This is a genomic window from Shewanella sp. 10N.286.51.B8, assembly GCF_041469325.1.
Lineage (GTDB): Bacteria > Pseudomonadota > Gammaproteobacteria > Enterobacterales > Shewanellaceae > Shewanella.
The window spans coordinates 50,563-73,563 of sequence record NZ_JBFRKG010000035.1 but is presented as its reverse complement, the minus strand read 5'-3'; the positions used below and the strand labels follow the sequence as shown (position 1 = coordinate 73,563).

The following is a 23,001-nucleotide window of genomic DNA, read 5'->3' as shown; positions in this document are numbered from 1 at the left end:
ACACCTAAAACCAAAGCGGTGGATGACTAAAGTGTGTTTGCTATTAACTTATGCAGCTACTGTACGGCTTTTTTGCGGATTGATTAAGTTAGTTGTTGGATATTTATTGTTTCCATATAACTCGCAATAGTGGTTTTTTAAGCTATTTTAATCTTTATTGGAATGAATAACGCCGTTATAGTGGCTCAAATGCAGTAACAATGGCCGAGCGTGATGGATCAAGATACAAAGCTATTTGATGGTGTGGTGATTTTTACCCAAGTGATCGAGCTTGGGAGCTTTTCGTTAGCGGCAGAAAAAACCGGCCATTCCACTTCTTATGTCAGTAAAACTGTCACAAAATTAGAGCAGCGGCTTAATACTCGATTATTGCATCGCAGCACGCGTTCGCTGAGTTTAACCGCAGAGGGCAAGCTGTTTTATCAGCAATGTCAGCAAATGGTCGCCGATGCCCAAGCGGCAATCAATATGATCGATAGCAGCTTAATGACCCCCAACGGCACTCTAAAGATTAGCTGCCCAGTGACCTTTGGATTGCAATATTTACAACCCATTTTGTCTTTGTATATGCGCATGTATCCCGAGGTAAAGCTAGACATTGATTTTAGCGATCGCCATGTGGACTTAGTGCAAGAGGGCTATGATTTAGCGATTCGAGACACTGGGCAATTAACTGATTCGAGTTTAATCTGTAAACGTATTGGTCAATTTCATGCGCATGTTGTGGCAACACCGCAATACCTTGCAACACACGGAACCCCGCAAGTACCCAGCGAGTTAACTGAGCACCAATGTATTTGCTATAGCAATTTAAAGCAGCCAGATCGCTGGCTGTTTGAACATGTTGATGGTCGCTCAGAAACGGTAACTGTGGCGCAAGTGATTGGTTGTAATAATGCCGATATGGAACTGGCGATGGTGCTCGATCATCACGGTATTTGCCGCTTACCCTCATTTTACTTAACAGCAGCGCTTGAAAAGCAACAGCTCAGCATACTGTTTGAAGATTACATTCAACCTCAAATCGACATATATGCGGTTTATCCAAGCCGTAAGCATTTATCCCCAAAAGTTCGCCGCTTTATCGACTTGCTGGTGGAGCATATGCCTGTTTACTAAATATAATACTGGCTAGCTTGTGTAACTGTTGTGGACTACTTAGTTTGAAGTTTTTCATCGGCACAGCATTCATCTTGTAAAAAGCTGATTACAGCTTGCAGTTTGTCAAATTCGGCGACACAAAATAGGGTGCGTCCTTCACGGCGCTGGGTGATTAGCCCTGCAGAGGCTAAACTCGAAATGTGATGCGAGAGCGTCGAACCCGGAATGGCTAAGCTTTGTTGAAGTCCACCGACAGCAATACCTTGATACCCTGCGCGTACGACTTTATTGAAAATGGTTAATCTTGTTGGATGGCCTAATTCTTTCAATGCTTTAGCTATAATTTCGATATCCATGTCCAATCCTGTTTAAAATTATATTTCGATATTACTAGAAATATCTTGATCTCGCCAGTGCCATAATCTATATTTCGACTATTCTAGAAATACGGATTTATAAGCCATGAAAGATTTACTATTAATTAATTCAGATATGCTTAAACAAACTTTGCATATGTTTTTATTTTTGGCGGTAGAGCTGACCTTGCTGTTTCTGGCTATCAGTTACTTTGTTGGGGTGCTACAGCAATTTATTCCGCCAGCAAAAATTCAGCAAATATTGAGTGGTAAAAACGGTAAAGGTTATATCATTGCCGCTTTTTTAGGGGCGATTACCCCTTTCTGTTCTTGTTCTACCATTCCATTTTTAAAGGGCTTACTCAGAGCAAAAGCAGGCTTTGGCACCATGATGGTGTTCTTGTTTGCAAGCCCCTTACTCAATCCCATTATTATTGGTTTATTCGCAGTGACTTTTGGGCTGCAAGTGACCTTATTTTACTTTGTCATAGCAATGGGAGTGTCGGTTATTGCAGGTTACAGCCTTGAAAAATTAGGCTTTGAAAAATATGTCAAACCTGAAGCCTATCTAAAAGCTGAAGTGAAGGGTGGATGCGGTAGTTCGTGTAATGGTAAAGCGGCAAAACCTCTCAGTAAATGGGATAAAGTTTTCAGTAAAGCATTGTGGAACACCACTTGGTCTGACTTTAAAAAAGTATTGCCATATCTTATCGGTGGTATCGCTGTTGGCTCGTTAATATACGGATTTATGCCAACTGAATTTGTTGCCAATGTTGCCAGTGAAGATAATTGGTTTGCTATTCCAATAGCGGCAGTGGTTGGTATTCCACTTTATATCCGTGCTGAAGCCGTTATTCCATTAAGCGCCGCATTGGCAGCAAAGGGTATGGGTTTAGGTGCTGTTATGGCGCTAATTATCGGCAGCGCTGGGGCCAGTTTAACTGAGGTTATTTTACTTAAATCAATATTTAAAAATCAGATGATAGTCGCATTCTTAGTAGTGATTCTGTCCATGGCTATGTTGGCAGGTTTCACTTATCAATGGATTTTTTAGTGAATTGCCAAGCATCTAAGATAAGCGCTTAAGATAAGTGCTTAAGATAAGCATCGAGGCTAAGCTTTAGCCGTTAGCTAAAAATCAAAAAAGGAGGCACATAATGCCTCCTTTGTCTTTTACCTAGATTTAGCCTTTACCGAGCTTTGGCTTTTAGCTCGATTTAGCTATAAGCACCGCTAGAATATTGTAGTTCATAGCTGTGGCTATAAATTTCGATGATATTTCCGAATGGGTCTTCCATGTAAATCATGCGGTATGGTTTTTCACCCGGGAAGTAATAACGTGGTGCTTTCATACGTTTTTTACCGCCAGCAGCAACAATTTTTTCCGCTAATTCTTCAACGTTTGGATCTTGAACTGAAAAGTGGAAAATACCAGTTTTCCAATATTCAAAATTATCTTCAGGGTTTTGCTGATTTTTAAATTCAAACAGTTCAAGGCCAATGCGATCGCCCGTAGACATGTGAGCGATTCTGAAGCGTTCCCAGCCTGCGCCAAATACGTCGGTACACATAACCCCGATTGCACTGTCATCTTCTTTTACTTCGGTAGGTTCCATGATCACGTACCAGCCGAGGACTTCACTATAAAACTTAACCGCTTCCTCTAGATTAGGTACTGACACCCCGATATGAGAAAAAGTACGTGGGTAGGGATTATTGGTATTGAATTTATCATTACCCATAGCGCCAGCAAGCTTGGTTGGCTCAGTGCCTGTGGCTGCCATAACTGATGCGGCAGTAGTGGCGGCAACAGCGGCTGCAACGCCCACGCCCATTGTTTTTAGCATGTTTCTGCGGCCTAGGTTTAAGTCGTTATTTTTAGCATTGCTGCTGTCATCGTGGTTGCTCATGGTGTATTCCTCATTAACTGGTGTAAATTTGATGAGCGAATTGTATACAGACAAGGTTTTAATGAAAAATTATCAATAATTATATAAACAATAAAATTATGTAATGTTGGTTTGCTTTGAGTGACGTATTAACCCTATGGGTTAAATAAAGCTCATGAGCAGGTGCCTTCATGGGTAAGCTTGCGGCTGTTAACTGCTTTTAATGATAAAGCGCTTTCTATTTGTGGCTAATCTGGTAGATATAGTTTTTAGCTTACTGTTTGCTACATAGAAGCGCGAACGGCTTACTGTAGTGTTTTAGCCGTCATACTCATTTAAAGGCCGTGATCTATTATGAAATCTGTATTCGATTATTTACGCTTAATACTATTTGTCTCAGGGGTATTACTTGGCGTGCAAGTGCCTGCTTTTGTTGATCAGTATGGTCAGCGATTGCAAGCTCATACCCAAGAAGCAAAATTGAGTTTAGCCGAGTTTGAGCAAGATGCAGATCGATTTTTTGCTGGTGATATTCAACAGCTCATAGCCCATTATCAACATAACCCTGACCAAGTTTTTAGTGCAGGTGGCGACAGTATTCAAGCCATTTATCAACGTTATCAGTTGCTAAATGGGGCACTTATGCAGTTCAATCAAACGGCTTTTAGTGGTTTTGAACAGGTGGCATTTGAGCCAATGAAAGATATACGCCAAGAGGTATGGCACAACTTTAGCCATACCATCATGCTCGATACACGGGCGATAACCATAGGTTTAGTGCTCGGTTTTTTATTATCACTGATATGTGAACTTTGTTTGCTGGGTTGTGGCAAAGGCTGTCGACATGCATATCGAGCACTAAAACCGATATCGGTTAAAGTGAGCTCACAATAAGCTCAACGCTAACAACAGCTAAAGCCCATACAGTTACTCAGTGTTTGTAACGCCGCTTTAGCGCTATGCTGATGAGCACATTATTCAATAAATAAGGATTTACCATGATAGAACAAGGACAAGCTTTACCAGCAGGTACATTAAGCGAACTAACTGATGATGGCATGCTAAATCATGATGTAAGTGAATTTTTCGCCGGTAAAAAAGTCGTGCTGTTTGCTGTACCTGGCGCGTTTACACCCACCTGCTCAGAAGCGCATTTACCGGGTTTTGTGGTGCTTGCTGATCAACTTAAAGCTAAAGGGGTTGATGCCATTGCTTGTGTATCTGTCAATGATGCCTTTGTAATGAAAGCCTGGGGGGATGCGCAAAATGCCAGTGAACTCATGATGCTAGCAGATGGCGATGCAAGTTTTACCAAAGCATTAGGTTTAGATATGGATACCGCAGGCTTTGGCGGTATTCGCTCCCAGCGTTATGCGATGATTGTCGATAATGGTGTGGTAACCAGCTTAAATGTGGAAGCGCCAAAGTCTTTTGAAGTCAGTACTGCAGAAGCGATATTGAGCGCTCTGTAAAACTGCATGTAAGAATGCTTCTATCAGCTTGGCTGATTTGTATGCCTGAGTTGTAGCTATGAGTCGTCAATTAATGAAGCCAGCGCTGATGTCGCTGGTTTTTTTATTTGGCTTATACTGAATTGCTATTTTTCTAATCACTCAAGGATAAAAGAGTCGAAAAACATTGATCTAAATCAAATGCATGTTTAACATCTATCAAAACATGCATTATAAATACATATTAGAGGTTGTTTATGTTAGATCAACATACGATTGACGTTGTTAAAAGCACCATTCCCTTATTAGAGTCAGCTGGTCCTGCGCTGACGACGCATTTTTATCAACGTATGTTTGAACATAATCCCGAGTTAAAAGATGTATTTAACTTGACCCATCAGCATTCTGGCGGACAACCGCTTGCCTTATTCAGTGCGGTGGCCGCATACGCAAAAAATATCGATAATCTTGCCGTGCTAGGCTCAGCTGTTGAGCGTATTGCTCATAAACACACAGGTTTCTTAATCAAGCCAGAGCAGTACGCCATTGTTGGTGGACACCTTTTAGCGACACTTAAAGAACTCGGCGGTGATGCCGTGACTGAAGAAGTGCTGACCGCTTGGGGTAATGCATATGGCTTTTTAGCGGATATCTTTATCAACCGCGAAGCACAGCTTTACCTGCAAACAGCACAGGCTCAAGGTGGCTGGGAAGGCACACGCCGCTTTGTGGTTCAAGCGAAAACGCCCGAATCCTCGGTTATCACTTCATTCCTGTTAGCACCAGAAGACGGTCAGCCAGTCGTCGAATTCACTCCAGGGCAATACTTAAGTGTGTCGCTTGAGCATGAACAGCTTGAGTTTACTGAAATTCGTCAGTATTCATTATCAGATGCACCTAATGGCAGTACGTACCGCATTAGTGTTAAGCGTGAACAGGGCGGTAAAGTTTCTAACTTACTGCATGAGCATTACCAAGTCGGAGATATCATCGATGTGGTTGCACCTGCGGGTGATTTTGTGCTGAATACCGCTGCTGAAACGCCTGTAGTGTTGTTGTCGGCTGGTGTCGGCCTTACGCCAATGAAGAGCATGTTGAACCAGCTATTATCGCAATCACATACAGCGAATATCACTTGGGTTCATGCCTGTGAAGATGGCGCACAGCACAGCTTTAAACAAGCAATTCAAGCCAAACGAGATGTGAATACCAACTTAGAAAGCTACGTTTGGTATCGCAATCCTTTAGCGACAGATTTACCGGCGGAAGATTTTGATTTTGAAGGGACAGTTGAGCTCAACAAGATTGCTGAACATATTGTGCCAAACGCACAATACTACTTCTGCGGCCCTATCGGCTTTATGAAAGCCGTTAAGCAGCAATTATTAGCGCTTAATGTGCCAGAATCACAACTGCATTATGAAGTATTTGGCCCTCATGCTGATTTATAATGGCTGAGGCTTAACTAAAAAAGCGACTCTATGAGTCGCTTTTTTTTATGCTTATTTTTGGGTATTAATGACGGCTAATAGGCAGCCACACTTGGGCATGCAGCCCGCCTTCTGGGCGGTTTTTAAGGAGGATTTTACCGTGATGCCTATCGATAATACGTTTAACTATCGCTAACCCTAACCCTGAACCCACAGAGCCTCTAGCGCTATCGCCTTGGGTAAATGGCTGGAATAGTTCATCAATTTTAGTTTCATTAATACCAGGGCCATTATCTTCAACAATAAAGCTGACGTATTTGGCTTTATGGATTGAGCTAATTTTTATCCAGCCGCCACCGTAGCGAAAGCCGTTTTCAACAAGATTACTTAATACCCGTTTAATGGCCACACTTTGAAAGGACACCATAGGGCCTTCTTGCAATTGCAGCTCGATATCACCTTGTCGATGCATTTCTTGTTGGGCGATTTCGCGAATAAGGCGGTTGATATCATTGGGTTCCCGGGCGCTTTCTTGGTCATGGCGCACATAGGCAATAAACTGATTAATGATGTCGTCCATGTCTTCAATATCGGTGATGATGCCATCTTTTAGATATTGATCTTCTTCCACCATCATTTCAGATGCTAGGCGAATACGAGTCAGTGGTGTGCGTAAATCGTGGGAAATCCCCGCCATCAATAGCGCGCGATCTTGCTCCAACTGCTTCATGCTGTGAGACATTTGATTAAAGGCGTGAGTCACTTCAACGATTTCAGAAGAGCCGCTTAAGGGCAATGGCGCAGGAAATTCCCCTTTTGATACTGTAAAGGCCGCTCGCTGTAGGCGTTTAAGTGGTTTATTAAGACGCCGAGCAAATAACCAGCCTCCAGCGACACTTAAGGCGCCAATAACCAATAAATATAAGGTCAGTGGCGATAAATCATTTTCGTTTAGGCCAGTCAGCGGTACTTTAATCCACACCGAGGTGGCTTGAGGTGGACGGATCCACACTTCTAACTGAGTCCCTTGGGAAAAGCGCACTTCTGCTTCTCCGCCTAAATACTCAGACATTTGTGCAGATAAAAATCCATAGTAGGTCGCACTGTCTACCCCAGCTTCAATGGCGCCTTGTTGGTTATAGACTTTCATCTCATCGTCACGCACTTTGGCGTTTAGGGCATCGACAATGGTGAGGTGTTCACGGCTGATCTCTACGCCATCAATAAATAATAAGTTGATTTGCCGTGCGATCAGTTGATTGATTTGTTCGTAACTGGGTTTAATGAAATAAACCGTCACAGATAAATAAGACACCAACTGATTAATCAGTAGCAAGCTACCAATTAATAGTACGGTTTGACTGAATGAATTACGTGGCAGGAAACGCTGCCACCACTTCAGTTTTATGGCTTGAGCTTGGCTAATAAGGCTTAACCTCGAGCGGTGCCGTCAGGCACGAACACATAACCTAAACCCCAAACCGTTTGGATATAGCGGGGATTAGCAGCATCGACTTCAATTAAGCGGCGCAGACGGGATACTTGTACGTCAATTGAGCGCTCAAGTGCAGAGTAGTCACGGCCACGGGCAAGGTTCATTAGTTTGTCCCGCGATAGTGGCTCCCTAGGGTGTGAAACCAACACTTTTAATACCGCAAACTCGCCACTGGTTAAGGCAATGCTTTTATCTTCATGAAACATCTCACGAGTGGCGAGGTTAAGGGAAAACTCACCAAAGCTAATGACTTCTTCTTGTTGCGCTGGCGCACCTGGTACTTCAGCCGTTTGACGGCGCATAACGGCTTTAATACGTGCGAGCAATTCCCGCGGATTAAACGGCTTAGGTAAGTAATCATCAGCGCCAAGCTCTAGACCAATAATACGGTCAACTTCGTCGCCTTTGGCGGTCAGCATAATAATAGGAATGGGATTTTCTTGTTGGCGTAAGCGGCGACAAATCGATAATCCATCTTCACCGGGAAGCATTAAATCTAACACTAACAGGTGGAAGTTTTCTCGCTCTAATAAGCGGTCCATTTGCTCGGCATTTGCTGCACTGCGAACTTGGTAACCTTGCTCCAGCAGATAACGTTCCAATAATGATCTGAGTCGCATGTCATCATCGACAACGAGAATTTTAGATGTTTCTTGGCCCATGACATATCCTTTGGCTAAATTTCGGCACTAAATACAGTTATTAAGCTAAATATAGCGACTTTATAAGAGTGCAAACAAGCGCTGGATGAATTGTTTGCTAATTGTGAGGGGTAATATGATCAATAACAAGGATTAAGTCTATGAAAAAAAGTGATTTTAATGGCATTAAATTGATTAAGGGAAATTGTAACTAAATCAGTTTTTACGCAATAAGGTTGAACAGGAGTCAATCACGCCATCATCATTACTGTCCAATAAAAAAATAAGCTGGTTATCGTGCAGCTTAATATTAAACGCGGCAGCGGCGATATCATTTAAGCGGTTAAAGCCGATTTGTTGGTTATCATCGTATTCAGCTTGAAAGTAGACTTCGCCTGAGTCCATTTGGTGTTGATATTGACCCCACTCCATGCCGGTATTTTCATCATCATGATCCAAGTTGATTTGTAATTGCACATACAAGCCATTATTGAGCATCAATACCGCAAATAAATCATCGAACTCCTGATTGTACCAATAACCTTCAATACTTTGAGCCTGCAGCTGATGATATTCAATAATGACATCAATTGAGCTGTCGCTTTGGGAGTCCATATTGAGCTGTAAGCGCTCGGCACTGGCACTGGCATTGATATAGACATGGCTTTTACTACGGTCAGTGAGCAATGTTATCAAGCCTTCTGCAGGATTATTACTGAAGGTGGGGTTAAAACTAATGATCAGCGGTAAGTCAGCAAAGTTGCTGCTTTCAGATAAGGTATAACTGCCCCATTCGGCAAAGCTATTTTCAGGCTGGAGTAGGTCAAGCCCCAGTTGCAGGTAGGAGCCGTCTTCATTGATTTGTAATAGCTCAATGTAATCTGTTTGCTGATTGAGCCAGTTACCGACAATATTTTGCGGTACATAGCTCAGCGCCATTAGCTTAAAGCTAACAACAAGCAGTCCAACAGCCCAAAAGATTTTACTGTACATAAAAAATCCTTTTATTCATCTTATTCAAAGCTCGCTTCCATGCAGGTATTAGGGGGTGAATGGACTTTTGCTTGAAAGCTCAGCGATTTGGCTATAGACAGTACTATTATCAGCGCTTGAACCAAGATTAAAAACTAAGCGCTAAAGCACTATATATCGTTAAGGCCAGCTAAATAAATACAACTTTAAGTCTAGTTAAATATATCTATAGGGCAAATTTTAGTAGCTAAAACAGCCTTAAACTGCATGCTTTGCAGTGCAAAATTCTACTTTTGTTTGAGGCTTTGAGGTTTTCTATTAGCTAAACGGTGTAGGATATTTTATTGATATACCAATCTTGGGGGCCATTGGGGGTGGGAACAACGGCATCATCATCGACTTCTTTTTTCAATAATGCTCGTGCCATGGGTGAATCAATGGAGATATAGCCCTTGGCATCGCCGTAAATTTCATCGGGGCCGACAATACGAAATGCCAAGGTGTCGCCAGCATCATTCTCAATCTCGACCCAAGCGCCAAAGAACACTTTACCTTCTTGCTCAGGGGCATATTCAACCACTTTTAAGTTTTCGATACGCTTACGTAAAAACCGCACTCGGCCATCAATTTGTCGTAATAAACGTTTATTCTCTTTGTAGTCAGCGTTTTCGGAGCGGTCACCAAGGCTCGCCGCCCAAGTCACTTTTTTGGTGATTTCAGGACGATATTCACGCCATAAATAATTGAGCTCATTTTTGAGTTTAGTCATCCCTTCAGGGGTGATGAGGTTGGTTTTCACGTAGTTAGCCTTAATAACGAATTCAGTGATTATCGCGTTAATAACAGCGCGTCGATAGCGGCGTATTGAGAACATGGCCGACATCATAAACTCAATATACTGTGATTTGATGCTATCGCCAATCACATAAAGCCGTGCGAATAGAATGGACTTAATTGGTGATGATTTTTAGCGCACATTTTAACGTTAGCATTATCAACTCAGATGAGTTACTTAAGGTCATTTATAACGTTAGTCATATGGCCAATAAAGAAAACTAATATCGCTTACCCATGTTGCCCTTGGGTTTATTAGTCGAGGAGGTTATTGGCTGTCCACCTAAAAGCATATTGGGGGAGGTAATGTGTGCTGAAGGCAATGAAGAGATATTTACTTCAGTGCCGTATTTGCTTCTTAACTCATGGATCAAGCCGAAGTCTAATGCGCCTTTTGGACAGGCATCGACGCACAAAGGTAGGCTCTGTTGCTCGATTAGCTCGAAGCAACCGTCGCACTTGACCATCACTTTACGTGTTGGGTCGAGTTGGGGCGCTTCATAAGGGCAAGCACGGGCGCAAGAACCGCATCCAACACATGTCTCTTGAGCAACATGAACTAAGCCATCTTTGGCACGTTTATGCATCGCCCCTGTTGGGCAGGCCAATACGCATACTGGTTCGCTACAATGGTTGCAGGATACTGATAAATAATAGGTCGAGATATTGGGTTGTTTTGATAATGCCGTAGGAATGCGTTCATCGCCATATTTATAGACCCGTCGAGTGCTGACGGATTTTTCCACATCAAATTTTTTATTACACACGCGATGACATTTTCTACAGCCAACACATTTACGTGTATCAAAATAGAATCCATATTGGGTAATTTCTGCAGTCATAGGCTTGTTGATAATACCAGTTATAGCGCGGATAAAGAGTAATTAACGTGATGCTGTATTAGCTATGCTACATGGAAATGTGGTGATTTTTTGGGTTTTATTCTATGACCCTACTTAGGTCACATTAAATACGATTATTTATGCTAAAAAAGCTAGCCAAGTATCAATATACTTGGCTAGCTAATTGGCTTTATGACGTCTTAAACTTCAGAGAAGTTGACGATTTCACCATCACGACCGCCATTCACATTCGCTTTAATAATCAAGTTCGGCGATGTAATGCTTTCTGGTGGTAAAGGTGCAATGTGGCCATCACCATTACCATATTTAGCGCGGAGGTTGTCCATGGTGTCAAAGTCCATTGCACGTAACGGGCAAGAGTCAATACACATTGGATTTTTACCTTCAGCTAGACGCTCATAACAACCATCACACTTGGTCATTACTTTACGTTCTTGGTCTAGTTGTGGCGCATCATATGGACATGCTCTAGCGCAGCTATTACAGCCAATACATAAATCAGTTGCCACGTGCACTAAGCCATCTTCACGACGTTTGTGCATTGCCCCTGTTGGGCAAGCTTTTACACAAACAGGCTCAGAGCAGTGATTACAGCCAATTGAGGTGTAATAAGTGAATACGTTTTGCTCTAGGCTACCGTTTTGGTTTTCAACCCATTGTCCGCCGCCATATTCATATACACGGCGCCAGTTGATACCGACTGGTAAGTCTTTTCTATCTTTACAAGATACTTGGCACGCTTTGCAACCAGTACACTTAGCAGTGTCGAGATAAAAACCATATTGGATATTAGTGGTCATTGTTATTTACTCCATTAAGCTGTTGCAATTTGTACACGGTTGGTATGTTGTGGGTTACCTTTGGTCACCGGAGTTGGGTGGTATTTGGTTAAGGTATTAATACAACCGCCAACATCGATAATATGACCAGACTGACCTACACGGCCTGCTGGATCTGGTGTATACCAAGCGCCTTGACCAACCATTGCCACACCCGGTGCCACACGTGGTGTGACACGAACAGGTAATTCAATTGTGCCGCGGTCGTTCCATACTTGTGCTTTTACCCCTTGGGTAATACCTCTGGCATTGGCATCTTTTGGGTTCATCCATACTGCATCTTCAACCGCTTCACGTAACCAAGGTACGTTGTGGTAGCTTGAGTGAGTACGGCCTTTAGTATGGAAACCACATAGCTGTAATGGGTAATCTTTTGCTGCTTCTTCATCTTCGAAGCCATCCCATGTCACTACATATTTTGGTAGCGGAGTAATTTCATCGCCATCAAGTAAGGTCCAAGTAGCGGCTTTTTTAGCTAAAGACACTGAGTAGATTTCAATTTTGCCACTGATGGTAGGTCTTGGAGCTGCTGCAGGATTAGCTACATAGTCTTTTAAGGCAACAACAGTGTTAGCCATATACTTTCTGAATAAGCCCACTTCTTGCGCTTCGCCATAGGTAGCTGGCATATCAACATCAGTATTTGCAGCGCGGGTACCAGCGTAAATCTCTTCACACCAATCACGGCCTGTTTTACCTTCAGTATATTCGCCGCCTTTACCCATTTTGTCTGCAATACCAGCACAGATGTCATACATTGATTTTGCATCACCTAGCGGGTTAAGCGATGAACTCATCATGGTTGCATAAGCCATTTGACCTGATGCATAGCTGTCATCGGCAAGATCTTCTGACTCAAGCCAAGTGGTATCAGGCAGAATAATATCGGCGTATCGAGCTGAAGGCGTCATCCAGCAATCACAAACAACAATCAGCTCACATTTACTCTCATCAGCGAGGATTTCAGCGGTGCCGTTACTATCAGAGTGTTGGTTGATCAAGATGTTACTTGAAGTATTAATGATCACTTTGATGTTGCTGTTTAACTTGGCACTGTTGTTGTCTTCGATTTCATTTAAGGCGTTGCTAGCGTAACGAACGCCGTCAGTGGTGCCAGTAAATTCTTCACCACGGACAATGGCATCAGACCAAGAGAAACAAGGAATGGTAATATCAACTGGGTTGTTACCAGCTGGCAAACCACCACCAAGTGGGAACTGGTTGCTTGATGGCATGGCACCGGTGCTAACACCCGCTTGGCCGAGTTTACCCGTCATAATAGAAAGCATATAAACTGCGCGAGTATTTTGGTCACCGTTAGCATGACGGCTGACACCTGCGCCGGCAGAGATGTATGGAGCTTTAGCATTCATTAACTTGGTTGCAAGTTCACGAATGTTGTCAGCGGTAACACCACAAATCTTTTCAGCCCACTCAGGGGTGCGAGCGCCTTGTCCAAGGTATTTACCCATACCCATGATGTAGTCATGGTAGTTGTCTTCAGGGTTAATATATTGTGCGTGTTCACGCTTGTTTTGGTCTTGTTCAACTTCTAGTTCAGCTTTTAGTTGCTCAAGTGACGCTTTGCTATAACCAACACAATGGCTTTCTAAGAAAGCGGCAGAGTTATCGTTAACCCAGCCAGTATCAATCATGTGGTGAATAACGGCTTCAGCAAGCGCTGCATCAGTACCTGGACGAACAGCTAACCACTTGTGTTCATTACCACGCATTGAGTCGGTATAGCGCGGCTCAACCATATACACTTCGATACTATGCTTATTATTTTCAAGTGCTTTGATGAAGTCATAGCCTTCACCAGAACCTGATTGACGAATTTCGTTTGGATTAAAACCAAAACCAATGAATAAATCACTGTTTTCGATTTCAGCCAAACTTGAACCACCAATCGAGTCCCATTTGTCGCCATAAGTGGCCATTGCCGCCATGTAAACTTGCGACCATGAATAATCCCAATGATGGTTTAAGAATCCACCATTTAGGTTAAGTAATCGACCCCAAGTGGCAGCATTGTTTGCAAAACCGTAGTAGGCGCCAGTTCCATAGTTAAAGTAGATTGACTCGTTGCCATGTGTACTTGCTGTTTCTTGTAGTTTCGCTGCAATTTCTGCGTAAGCATCGTCCCATGAGATAGGTACAAACTTACCTTCGCCACGTTTGCCAATACGCTTCATTGGGGTTTTTAAACGATCTGGTGCATAGGTGCGTTGCTTTAAAGAGCGGCCGCGGGCACAGGCACGGATTTGGTGGTTAACCCCGTATTCGTCAGTGGTTTCATGATCAGCTTCAATTCGAGTAATTACCCCATCACGACTAAATACTTTAATTGGGCAGTTTGAACCACAGTTAACCAAACAGGCAGACCAATTCATTTGCTCATCGGCCACAGGTGGCGGAGTTGGGGTGACATTGGCATCATCTGAACTGGTTTTACAACCGGTTACCGTTGCTGCGCAGCTTAATGCGGCACTGGCTTTTAAAAAACTTCTACGTTCCATTGATATATCCTCTCGTAGCATTAACGATGCGGCTTAGCGCAATTGGTAGGTAAACGACAACATCACTTGGTGTGCGTTGTAGTTATGGTTGATATCACCCAGAGTAATCATCCCCGGAATATCATTGACCCCTACGTTGGCTGCATCGGTATCGAAATAGCGTTCATAGCGGTAAGTTAATTTCAGTGCCATTTGCTCGCTCAAGGCGTAATCGGCGTACATGCTGGCACTGTGGTTGTATGAGTAGTAATCCCCATACGGATTCATGGTTTCGGCGGTGACATCAGTGTCACTGATTGAGTTACTGAATAAGTAATCAATGCCTAAGGTGAGCTTGTCTTGCATCAGGCCGCCGTAGCTTGCGCCTGCGCCTAAGTTGATAAATTCATCTTCAATGTCAGCCATCCAATCTGCTGCGCCAAAGCGTTGGCTGCCTGCTTGGCTTGAGTTAATCCATTGCTGCCCAGCAAACACGTAACCATCAACATGCTGATTAAAGGCGATGTTAAGGTTAGCGTCATAACCGTAATCTTCAGATTCAGTCAGGCCGATTTGGGTATCGTCATACTCGTCTTGGGCATAACGGCTGCTGATGTCCAGACTCATCCAGTTGATAGGGGTGTAGTTCACCTTTAATTCAACGGCGTTGCGGGTGCGGTCAGCTAAATAGTACTTGCGCAGCAGGGCGTTATTTTCAGATGAGGTCAGCTCATTGGCTTCATAGTCAGAGCCACTGCGATTAGCGTGCTCGGCCTTAAGATTAAAATTAACCTTGTCTAAGGCGCGGACATTGAATTTTAGCCATAGGTTGTCGTCATTGGTTTGCTCGCGGTCACTGAAGGTGCGTTCCACTTCTTTGCGGTCGTAACCGGCTTGTAAGCGGTAGCCACTGGCGATGCGGTAACTGGCATTGACTTTATAGGTGTTACGTTCAATATCTTGCGGGGTATTTTGTCTAAAGGCGCCAGTTAAGCTATTGAAGTTGTATTGGGCAAATTCAGCGGTTGAGCTTTTATTATCACGCTTGCTGTAATCAACGCTGCCGCCTAAACGTAAACGGTTAGTGAGCATCGAGGTCAGCGCAAAACGACCATCAAGGGTGTCAATTTGACCATCCCAGTTTTGTAGCGGGTTACCCGTTACTTGAATGAGGTTGTCATCTTGTATCATCCGGCCTGTCACAATGCGGCCGTTCATCACGGTGCGATTGAGCTGGTACTGACCTGATAACGCCACCTGGTGGGCTTGGTTATCTGGCGCTGCTGAGTACACATCATTGGCATAAGGCAAGCTTAAGTGGTCGATATTGTTTTGATAATAACTGCCAAAGTAGCTCAACTCAGTGAGCCAGTTTTCACCAGATAAGTTCACTCCAGCATCTAACTGCTTAGTGCGAGAATCGGTGGGTAAGCCGAAGTTAATCGGGCTTGGTGATACCAGGCTGGCTGATTTATGGCCGGTTTTATCTTCTTGGCTGTATTTCACAAAGGCGCCATAGAAGTCTTGACCGTACTCCATGCCGAGGGCCACTTTTTCGCGGCGCTGAGCTAAGTCAAAGCTGTTGATGGCATCAGATGGGGTTAACATGCCATCGTTGTGCCACAGATTGCTTTCTACATCACCGGCTTTATAGGTTTTAATCGCATCATAATCGAGGCTAAATTCATACAAGCCCGCTTTACCGCCAGAGATATGAGCAAAGCCATTATCCATGCCTAGCTGATGGGCTTGAATGCGGGCTTGATAACCAGACTCGCTGTTAAAGCACACATCACCACTAACTGCCGCAATACCGCCATCTTTGGCGGTGCCTAAGGCATTGCCAGCGTGAATGTCACTGATGTCGTTATAGCCTGCAGCAACACTCACTTCACCGCTATAACCGACGACGTTAGTGCAGCGTTTGCATTCATATTTATGGGTATTAACCGCGGCGGTATTGGCGTTGCCAACCCCGAAGTTAGCTGCCATGCCTGAGGTGGATACCGCCAGCAGTGACAGGGTAATAAGATTCAATTTAAATGACATAATCTTGCTCTCCATTAGCGTTGCAGCAGACTGCCAGCTGGGTGATTAGAACCATGAATTTGGTTGTGACAGTTAAGGCAGCTTTTTCCACCACCAAAGGCATCCATCCCCGGCTCAGGTACAACGCGAGAGGCGTGCCCATCGGGTGCATGACATTGCTGACATAACTGCGGTGCGCGGCTATCAAGCATATTGTCGTTGACGCTGCCGTGGGGGTTATGACATGACACGCAGCTTTCAGTCACCGGGGCGTGTTCCCATAGGAATGGGCCGCGTTTTTCGGCGTGACAGCTATAACAAGTGTCATTAACGGTTGGTTTAACTAAGGCGTTTTCACTCATTGAACCGTGGGGAGCATGACAATCAATACAGGTCATTTGGTCCCATTTCATTGGGTGTGATGAGCGCTTGTTCATGTCGGCTTTTTCTTGGGTGTGACATGAAGTACAGGTGTCATTCACCGACAGCTTATCTAACGCGGGGTCAGTAGCGGCATGAATGGTGTGACAATCGCTACAGGCAATTTCTTCAAGATTATGGGTGCTGGTATGCCACGCCATTTGCTCAGGGTCGTTATGACAGCCTTGGCAAACGGTATTTTGGGTTGGGGCAGACAATTTGCTGTCTTTACCAAAAGCAATCATCGGCTCTTTACCGCCGCGATTATGCTGGCCTTGTGGGCCATGACAAGCTTCACACTGTAGGCCTGCCATAGGTGAGTCGCTGCTGGCAATGTTACCGTGCACGCCATCAAATATGTCCATGACGGTTTCATTTTTACGGTGACAGGTTAGGCAGTTGTCGGCGCCTTTAGGGGAGTAGTTGCCTTCAGCGAACTTCTCAACTAACTGTTGTTCTAATTGTGTTGAACTGAGGTCATCCCATGGGGTGGCATTAGCTGTTAAAACGCTGCCACCAAATAACAACAAGGTCAATAATCTGGAATAACATTTACTATGTTTCATCGTGGCACCTTAATAATTTTAACCAATCTACACATACCAGTAACTAAATATATTTTACTTTTTACCTGTGTATATTTCGCCTTTTATCGTTTTCTAAAAAAAACATTGTTTGAACTCGGTCACAAACAATTTAAATGTAAAGGCAAAAAATAATGGTTGTTTTATAGTATTCACAGGAGGTGTCTATGATTAAATTTTTAGTAAGACCAGCTTTAACAGCTAAAGCAATCTTAAATTATTGCCAAGATAATAATGTTATATTGCCAGAAGAGTTTGATGTAATAAGAAGTTTGTCTGATGATGATTTAATCAGTAGCAGTGCTCCCATTAAAATGTTGGAATGTATTGAGCAACAAACAAATAACGCAGAGTTTTTTAGCGAACTAATGAAAGTATGCACAGACACTTGGCTGCAAGCATTTTATCGAATGGCACCCCCGAGAAATGATGCCGATATGGCTTCTCAGCTGGTTGATTTTTATGAAAATATTCATGGGATGAGAATTAATCACAATTGGAGTTTAGTGGAAACGAATGAGACAGTTAGTTTAGTCTCTAGGTCTGCTTTACATGGGAAATTTAATGACTTATTACTTTATAGTTTTTTAATTAAAATGATGAGTCAGCCAAATATTTCTGCCACAGGAACGATAACAGCAGAGTTCAGTTTAAAGAGTGAAGAGTATTTAAAGTATTTAGATTTTCCTGTTGATACAAAATTCGGCACGAATGATACAAGTGTGGGTAAGTTTGTGTTTTCTGTTTCTAAGTTGTGTGATAGTAAAGTTTATAATCCGATGTTTCTAAGTAAAAGAATTACTGATTATGATTTGCTTATAGCGGCAAGTAATATGATCCCAATTAATAAGCTTAATATTTCTTCTTTGGCATTTATATTAGGTATTTCACCACGTTCATTAACAAAAGTGGTTGAAGAAATGGGAATATCACTTAAGACATTAATTAATAATGTTAAATATAAAAAAGCGCGCAGATTATTAGAAATGAATAATGGCAATATTAAGCTGACCGCGTGTGATTGTGGTTTTACCGATCAGGGCAGATTAACTAAAATCTTTAATCAAACTATGGGCATTTCCCCAAGTGAATTCTTGCTTACTAAATAATACCTTAGCTGCCGATGAGTGACTGGTGAATCCGTTAGTTATTCACCAGTGGAGCCGCATTTGCTACAGTCCTAATCACTTCAACTACTATCGTTTCAACTACTATCGCAGTTAACATTTACCCATATTATATTGCTGTTTACGCTGTTGCTTGCGCTCAGATTCTAAACGCGCCATGGCGGTTAACACTCGTTGGCTGTTGTCTTGTAGGTTTGAGTTGGCGTATTGCGCATCATCTCTAATGGTTTGTGCATAATGCACTGCCAACGACATAATTAACTGCTCGGGTTGTGTCAGCAGTTTATGCTCCAGCTCCTTAATAAACATCAATAAAAAGCACTGAAACAAGGTATCAAAAACCTGCTCCATATCCATGCTGTAATGTTCATTTTTAGGCTTGGGCGGTAATTCGATCATCGCGGCGATGAGGCTGCACACTGTCGAGCAAGGCGTTGCGCCGACAAATAACTCACCAATGGCCTTATCTTGGGCAAAGTACAATTGTAATTGCTGGGCAAAGTCTGCTTTGTTCCACTGCTGGGCGACGGATCGAATGACACTCATAAGCTTTTCCTACTAGCGAAATAAACGCATTGGCATTGGGATGATATTTAATGTGTTAGCGAGTACTGTGTCAAAATCGCCTGCTAGTAGGGCAATGCCTTTATAGAAATCGGTTTCAGCATGTTTTATAGCGAGTTCGTGACAACGACCCGACCATGGCAACATGTGTTGTTGCAATAACACCATAAGCGCTTCTTTAGCTGGCTTATTGTCTGGCTCATCAATTAATTGCTGCAGTAATTGATCAATGACCGCGTAGAACAAAGCGATATGGTCTACTGGTTGGTTAAATTTCAACTCGAAGCTAATGCCTAATTGCTTGTAAAAGTTCATTAGGCTAATGGTCGAGTCGTCATTGAGGATTTGTTGCTCGCCTAGGTAAGTTGAGCCCCAAGGCATAGCATTAGGCTCACCGGGACCAAAATAGAGCTGGCCGTAATCAAGCTTAATGTCGTTGATTTGTTCAGGGTGCCATTGTGAGAAGAATTGGCCTAATAATGACTTACCTTGCTTATTGGCCTCAGAGTCTTGTAGTGCAGGCCAAGTCAGGTTTAATTGATTGCTGACAAAATACTGGATTGAATCCTCGGTTGGATAGTCCAATAAAACGTTATGCAGTAAACGTGCAATAGCTTGTAGCTCTAAGTAAGCATCATGAGTAGTCGCGTCTGTCATTATTTCATTCCTGTTAAAAGGCGCCCCGAAGGGCGCCATTATTTAGTTATACTTCTGCAAAATTGAGAATGTCACCTTGTTGGCCGCCATTTCTATTCGCTTTTATTATTAAATTAGGTGAAGTAATACCTTCTGGTGGTAGGGGTGCGATATGGGCATCACCATTACCATATTTAGCTTTAATGTTTTCAACGGTATCAAAGTCCATTGCGCGCATTGGACAAGAGTCAACACACATAGGCTTACGGCCTTCTGCTAGTCGGTCGTAACAGCCATCACACTTGGTCATCACTTTACGTTCTTGGTCTAATTGCGGTGCATCATATGGACAAGCTCTGGCGCAGCTACTGCAGCCAATGCATAAGTCAGTTGCCACATGGACTAAGCCGTCTTCACGACGTTTATGCATCGCACCCGTAGGACACGCCTTAACACAAACAGGCTCACTGCAATGGTTACAGCCAATTGACACATAGTAGCTAAACACATTTTGCTCAAAAGAGCCTGTGCTTGGGTCTACATTCCAGCTGCCACCGCCGTATTCATAAACACGACGCCAATTAACGCCATTTAATGCAGGTACACCGCCTTCTGTTGGCTTATCGCCTTCGCGAATAATGCCACTTTGACGGTCTTTACAAGAAATATGGCAGGCTTTACAACCTGTACATTTAGTCGTATCAAGGTAGAAACTGTATTGAGTTGATTCGGTCATGGTAGCCTCCATTAAATAGCTTTACGAATTTGAACACGGTTTGTGTGCTGTGGGTTGCCTTTTGCAACTGGGCTTGGTGCATATTTAGTCAACGAGTTAATTGCGCCGCCAATATCGATCACTTTACCGGTCTGGCCTGCTCTGCCATTTGGATCAGGTAAGAACCAAGCGCCTTGACCTAAAGCCACAATGCCAGGAGCAACACGTGGAGTGATACGTACTACCACTTCAATTGAGCCGCGTTCGTTATACATTTCGATTTTGTCACCAGAAGCCACACCGTATTCTTGGGCATCAATGGCATTAATCCATACCGCATCTTCTACCGCTTCACGTAACCAAGGTACGTTGTGATAGCTTGAGTGAGTACGACCTTTAGTGTGATAACCCGCTAATTGCAGTGGGTAATCTTCTTTAGTGTCTTCATCTTCGTAACCGTCCCAAGTCACTGTGTACTGTGGTAGTGGTGTGATGATGTCGCCTTTGTACTTGTCTTGTTCCCAGTTCGCTGCGCGCCAAGCAAGTTCAGCTGAATAGATTTCAATTTTGCCTGATGGCGTTGATAGTGCTTCGCCGCCATTGACGAAGCTTTCTAGTGCCACGTGACGATTATGAGTGTTGTTACGGAATAAACCGATGTCCTGTGCTTCTTTGTACGTTGCTGGGAAGGCTGGTTTGATATCTGCGTTACCGGCATTTGCTTTCGTTTGCTGATAAAGCTCTTCTAACCAATCATCTTCAGTTTTGCCTTCGGTAAATTCGGCGCCAACACCCATAGCATCAGCAATCATTGCTGATACTTGGTACATTGACTTACAGTCCCAAATTGGCTCTACAGCTGCTTTCATTGCAGTAATATAGTCAAGCGAACCAGATGCATATGAGTCATTAACTAAGTCATTTGATTCTAACCAAGAGGTATCAGGAATGATGATGTCGGCAAATTTAGCACCAGGCGTCATCCAACAGTCACAAGAGACAATTAATTCAACGCCGCTTTCATCTTTTAAGATTTCAGCCGTACCATTAATGTCTGCGTGTTGGTTCAGTAGTGAACTGTCAGATGCAGAGATGATCACTTTGATGTTGTTTCCAAGTGGGGTATCTAAACCGTCAGTACCGGTAACACCATGAGTACGAGCCGTCATGGTTTCACCATTGTGAATCGCTTCAGACCAGCAGAAGAATGAAATCTGTTCTTTAACTGGGTTAGCGCCAGTTGGGATCCCTGCACGGTATGCGCTTGTCATGTTTGGTAGCTCACCGTTTGATGAGCCCTCAACACCTAACTTACCAGCTAATACGCTAAGCATATAAATGGCGCGGACTGATTGCTCACCATTTGCCTGACGGTTAACGCCAGCGCCTGCAACTATGTAGGGTTTTTGGGCTGCCATTAAATCGTCAGCAAGCTGTTTTATTTTAGCTGCTGGAATACCAGTAATAGATTGGGCCCATTCTGGAGTGCGCGGGGCGCGATCGCTGTAGATACCCTGCGCCATGATGTAATCATAGTAGTTATCTTCAGAGTTCATATGCTGGGCATATTCAATTTTAGTGGCATCGCCGCTGGTTTCAAACGCTAGCTTTTGAGCAAGAATCGACGCTGCATCATAACCAACAGTATGGTTATTAATGAAGTCGATACTATTGCGCTCAACCCAACCTGAGCTGATCATGATGTATGCCATTGCTTCAGCAAGCGCAGCATCTGTTCCTGGACGGATCGGCAACCAAGTGCTTTCTTTACCTAACATTGAGTCGGTATAACGCGGGTCAATTAAGGTTACTTTTAGGCCGTTGTTACGTTGCAGTGCGTTAAGGTAATCATAACCTTCACCAGAACCTGATTGACGAATTTCACTTGGGTTATAAGCAAAACCTAATAAGAAGTCACTTTGATCTAAGGTTACTGTAGAAGAACCAGCAGTGCTGCTAGTACCAAAGGTATGCTTAGCCGCTTCAATTTGCTGCGCCCAAGAGTAGTTACCGTAGTAGCTTAAGCAGCCGCCAACTAAGTTGAATAGACGGTTAAAGCAGGCGTTTGATGCAAAACCGTAATAAGCACCTGAACCGTAACTTCTAAAGATAGACTTGTTACCATGCTCAGCAATGGTTTTGTTTAGCTGGGTAGCAATAGTTGATGCTGCTTCTTCCCAAGTAATAGGTATAAATTTGCCTTCACCACGCTCGCCAATACGCTTCATTGGGGTTTTTAAGCGGTCAGTTGCATAGGTACGTTGACGTAATGAACGACCACGGGCACAGGCGCGGATTTGATGTAGGCCGTATTCATCTTCTACTTCATGATCCGCTTCAACGCGAGTAATGATGCCGTCTTGACTAAATACTTTTACTGGGCAGTTTGAACCACAGTTTACTAAGCATGCTGACCAAGTTAAGGTCTCATCAACAGGTACTTCTGGTGGTAGTGGCTCGGCATCTTTTGAGCTGGTGTTACAGCCGGTTACTGTTGCAGCGCAACCTAAAGCCGCACTCATTTTCAAGAAACTTCTGCGTTCCATTATTAAATCCTC

The 23,001-nt window shown here is 43.4% G+C and carries 21 protein-coding genes; 6 read left to right on the top strand and 15 right to left on the bottom strand.

Annotated elements, in window-relative coordinates; all coding sequences use genetic code 11:
* Nucleotides 1–213 precede the first annotated feature (213 nt).
* Nucleotides 214–1,119: a LysR family transcriptional regulator gene (locus AB4160_RS13920; protein WP_372005102.1), complete on the top strand. Its 906-nt coding sequence runs from the start codon at nt 214–216 to the stop codon at nt 1,117–1,119.
* 35 nt (nt 1,120–1,154) lie between these two features.
* Here AB4160_RS13920 and AB4160_RS13915 read toward each other — a convergent pair whose 3' ends face one another.
* On the bottom strand, nt 1,155–1,457 hold the full coding sequence (locus tag AB4160_RS13915) for a helix-turn-helix transcriptional regulator (RefSeq protein ID WP_303460101.1): 303 nt from the start codon (nt 1,455–1,457) through the stop codon (nt 1,155–1,157).
* Between the two features lie 106 nt (nt 1,458–1,563).
* Here AB4160_RS13915 and AB4160_RS13910 point away from each other — a divergent pair, with 106 nt between their 5' ends.
* Nucleotides 1,564–2,511, top strand: coding sequence for a permease (locus AB4160_RS13910; RefSeq protein ID WP_372005099.1), 948 nt, complete (start codon nt 1,564–1,566; stop codon nt 2,509–2,511).
* Nucleotides 2,512–2,674: 163 nt separating this feature from the next.
* Here AB4160_RS13910 and AB4160_RS13905 read toward each other — a convergent pair whose 3' ends face one another.
* Complete coding sequence (locus AB4160_RS13905) at nt 2,675–3,199, bottom strand: lactoylglutathione lyase family protein (RefSeq protein WP_076538443.1); 525 nt, start codon at nt 3,197–3,199, stop codon at nt 2,675–2,677.
* A gap of 501 nt (nt 3,200–3,700) precedes the next feature.
* Here AB4160_RS13905 and AB4160_RS13900 point away from each other — a divergent pair.
* The 3 genes from AB4160_RS13900 (at nt 3,701) to hmpA (ending at nt 6,248) form a co-directional block, all read left to right on the top strand.
* Nucleotides 3,701–4,240 (top strand): DUF2937 family protein, encoded by a 540-nt coding sequence (locus AB4160_RS13900; protein ID WP_102439408.1) that lies wholly within the window; start codon nt 3,701–3,703, stop codon nt 4,238–4,240.
* A gap of 104 nt (nt 4,241–4,344) precedes the next feature.
* Nucleotides 4,345–4,818, top strand: coding sequence for a peroxiredoxin (locus AB4160_RS13895; protein WP_372005097.1), 474 nt, complete (start codon nt 4,345–4,347; stop codon nt 4,816–4,818).
* A gap of 236 nt (nt 4,819–5,054) precedes the next feature.
* Nucleotides 5,055–6,248, top strand: coding sequence for an NO-inducible flavohemoprotein (gene hmpA, locus AB4160_RS13890; protein WP_372005095.1), 1,194 nt, complete (start codon nt 5,055–5,057; stop codon nt 6,246–6,248).
* Between the two features lie 64 nt (nt 6,249–6,312).
* On the opposite strand, the gene envZ is transcribed toward hmpA, so the two are convergent.
* The 9 genes from envZ to AB4160_RS13845 form a co-directional block, all read right to left on the bottom strand.
* On the bottom strand, nt 6,313–7,635 hold the full coding sequence (envZ, locus tag AB4160_RS13885) for a two-component system sensor histidine kinase EnvZ (protein WP_102439411.1): 1,323 nt from the start codon (nt 7,633–7,635) through the stop codon (nt 6,313–6,315).
* A 23-nt stretch (nt 7,636–7,658) separates the two neighbouring features.
* Nucleotides 7,659–8,384, bottom strand: coding sequence for a two-component system response regulator OmpR (ompR, locus tag AB4160_RS13880; RefSeq protein ID WP_102475949.1), 726 nt, complete (start codon nt 8,382–8,384; stop codon nt 7,659–7,661).
* A gap of 195 nt (nt 8,385–8,579) precedes the next feature.
* A complete protein-coding gene (locus tag AB4160_RS13875) occupies nt 8,580–9,356 on the bottom strand; it encodes a hypothetical protein (protein WP_102439413.1) in 777 nt (258 codons plus the stop codon).
* A gap of 301 nt (nt 9,357–9,657) precedes the next feature.
* On the bottom strand, nt 9,658–10,134 hold the full coding sequence (gene greB, locus AB4160_RS13870; RefSeq protein ID WP_372005093.1) for a transcription elongation factor GreB: 477 nt from the start codon (nt 10,132–10,134) through the stop codon (nt 9,658–9,660).
* 256 nt (nt 10,135–10,390) lie between these two features.
* A complete protein-coding gene (locus AB4160_RS13865; RefSeq protein ID WP_102439415.1) occupies nt 10,391–11,011 on the bottom strand; it encodes a 4Fe-4S dicluster domain-containing protein in 621 nt (206 codons plus the stop codon).
* 200 nt (nt 11,012–11,211) lie between these two features.
* Complete coding sequence (locus AB4160_RS13860) at nt 11,212–11,832, bottom strand: DMSO/selenate family reductase complex B subunit (RefSeq protein ID WP_102439416.1); 621 nt, start codon at nt 11,830–11,832, stop codon at nt 11,212–11,214.
* Between the two features lie 14 nt (nt 11,833–11,846).
* Nucleotides 11,847–14,390 (bottom strand): DMSO/selenate family reductase complex A subunit, encoded by a 2,544-nt coding sequence (locus AB4160_RS13855; protein WP_372005090.1) that lies wholly within the window; start codon nt 14,388–14,390, stop codon nt 11,847–11,849.
* A gap of 33 nt (nt 14,391–14,423) precedes the next feature.
* On the bottom strand, nt 14,424–16,418 hold the full coding sequence (locus AB4160_RS13850) for an MtrB/PioB family decaheme-associated outer membrane protein (RefSeq protein ID WP_372005088.1): 1,995 nt from the start codon (nt 16,416–16,418) through the stop codon (nt 14,424–14,426).
* Between the two features lie 14 nt (nt 16,419–16,432).
* Nucleotides 16,433–17,383 (bottom strand): DmsE family decaheme c-type cytochrome, encoded by a 951-nt coding sequence (locus AB4160_RS13845; RefSeq protein WP_372005086.1) that lies wholly within the window; start codon nt 17,381–17,383, stop codon nt 16,433–16,435.
* A 185-nt stretch (nt 17,384–17,568) separates the two neighbouring features.
* Here AB4160_RS13845 and AB4160_RS13840 point away from each other — a divergent pair, with 185 nt between their 5' ends.
* Entirely contained in the window at nt 17,569–18,510 is a 942-nt protein-coding gene (locus AB4160_RS13840; protein ID WP_372005083.1) for a helix-turn-helix transcriptional regulator, read from the top strand.
* 111 nt (nt 18,511–18,621) lie between these two features.
* Here the strand turns inward: AB4160_RS13840 and AB4160_RS13835 are convergent, their stop codons facing one another.
* The 4 genes from AB4160_RS13835 to AB4160_RS13820 are packed head-to-tail and all read right to left on the bottom strand — an operon-like array spanning nt 18,622 to nt 22,989.
* The gene (locus AB4160_RS13835; RefSeq protein WP_102439421.1) at nt 18,622–19,074 is read right to left on the bottom strand and encodes a hypothetical protein; all 453 of its coding nucleotides are present in this window, start codon (nt 19,072–19,074) and stop codon (nt 18,622–18,624) included.
* A gap of 12 nt (nt 19,075–19,086) precedes the next feature.
* A complete protein-coding gene (locus tag AB4160_RS13830; RefSeq protein WP_303411508.1) occupies nt 19,087–19,749 on the bottom strand; it encodes a molecular chaperone in 663 nt (220 codons plus the stop codon).
* Between the two features lie 46 nt (nt 19,750–19,795).
* The gene (locus AB4160_RS13825) at nt 19,796–20,464 is read right to left on the bottom strand and encodes a DMSO/selenate family reductase complex B subunit (RefSeq protein ID WP_102476156.1); all 669 of its coding nucleotides are present in this window, start codon (nt 20,462–20,464) and stop codon (nt 19,796–19,798) included.
* Between the two features lie 11 nt (nt 20,465–20,475).
* Nucleotides 20,476–22,989 (bottom strand): DMSO/selenate family reductase complex A subunit, encoded by a 2,514-nt coding sequence (locus AB4160_RS13820; protein WP_372005081.1) that lies wholly within the window; start codon nt 22,987–22,989, stop codon nt 20,476–20,478.
* Nucleotides 22,990–23,001: the final 12 nt, after the last annotated feature.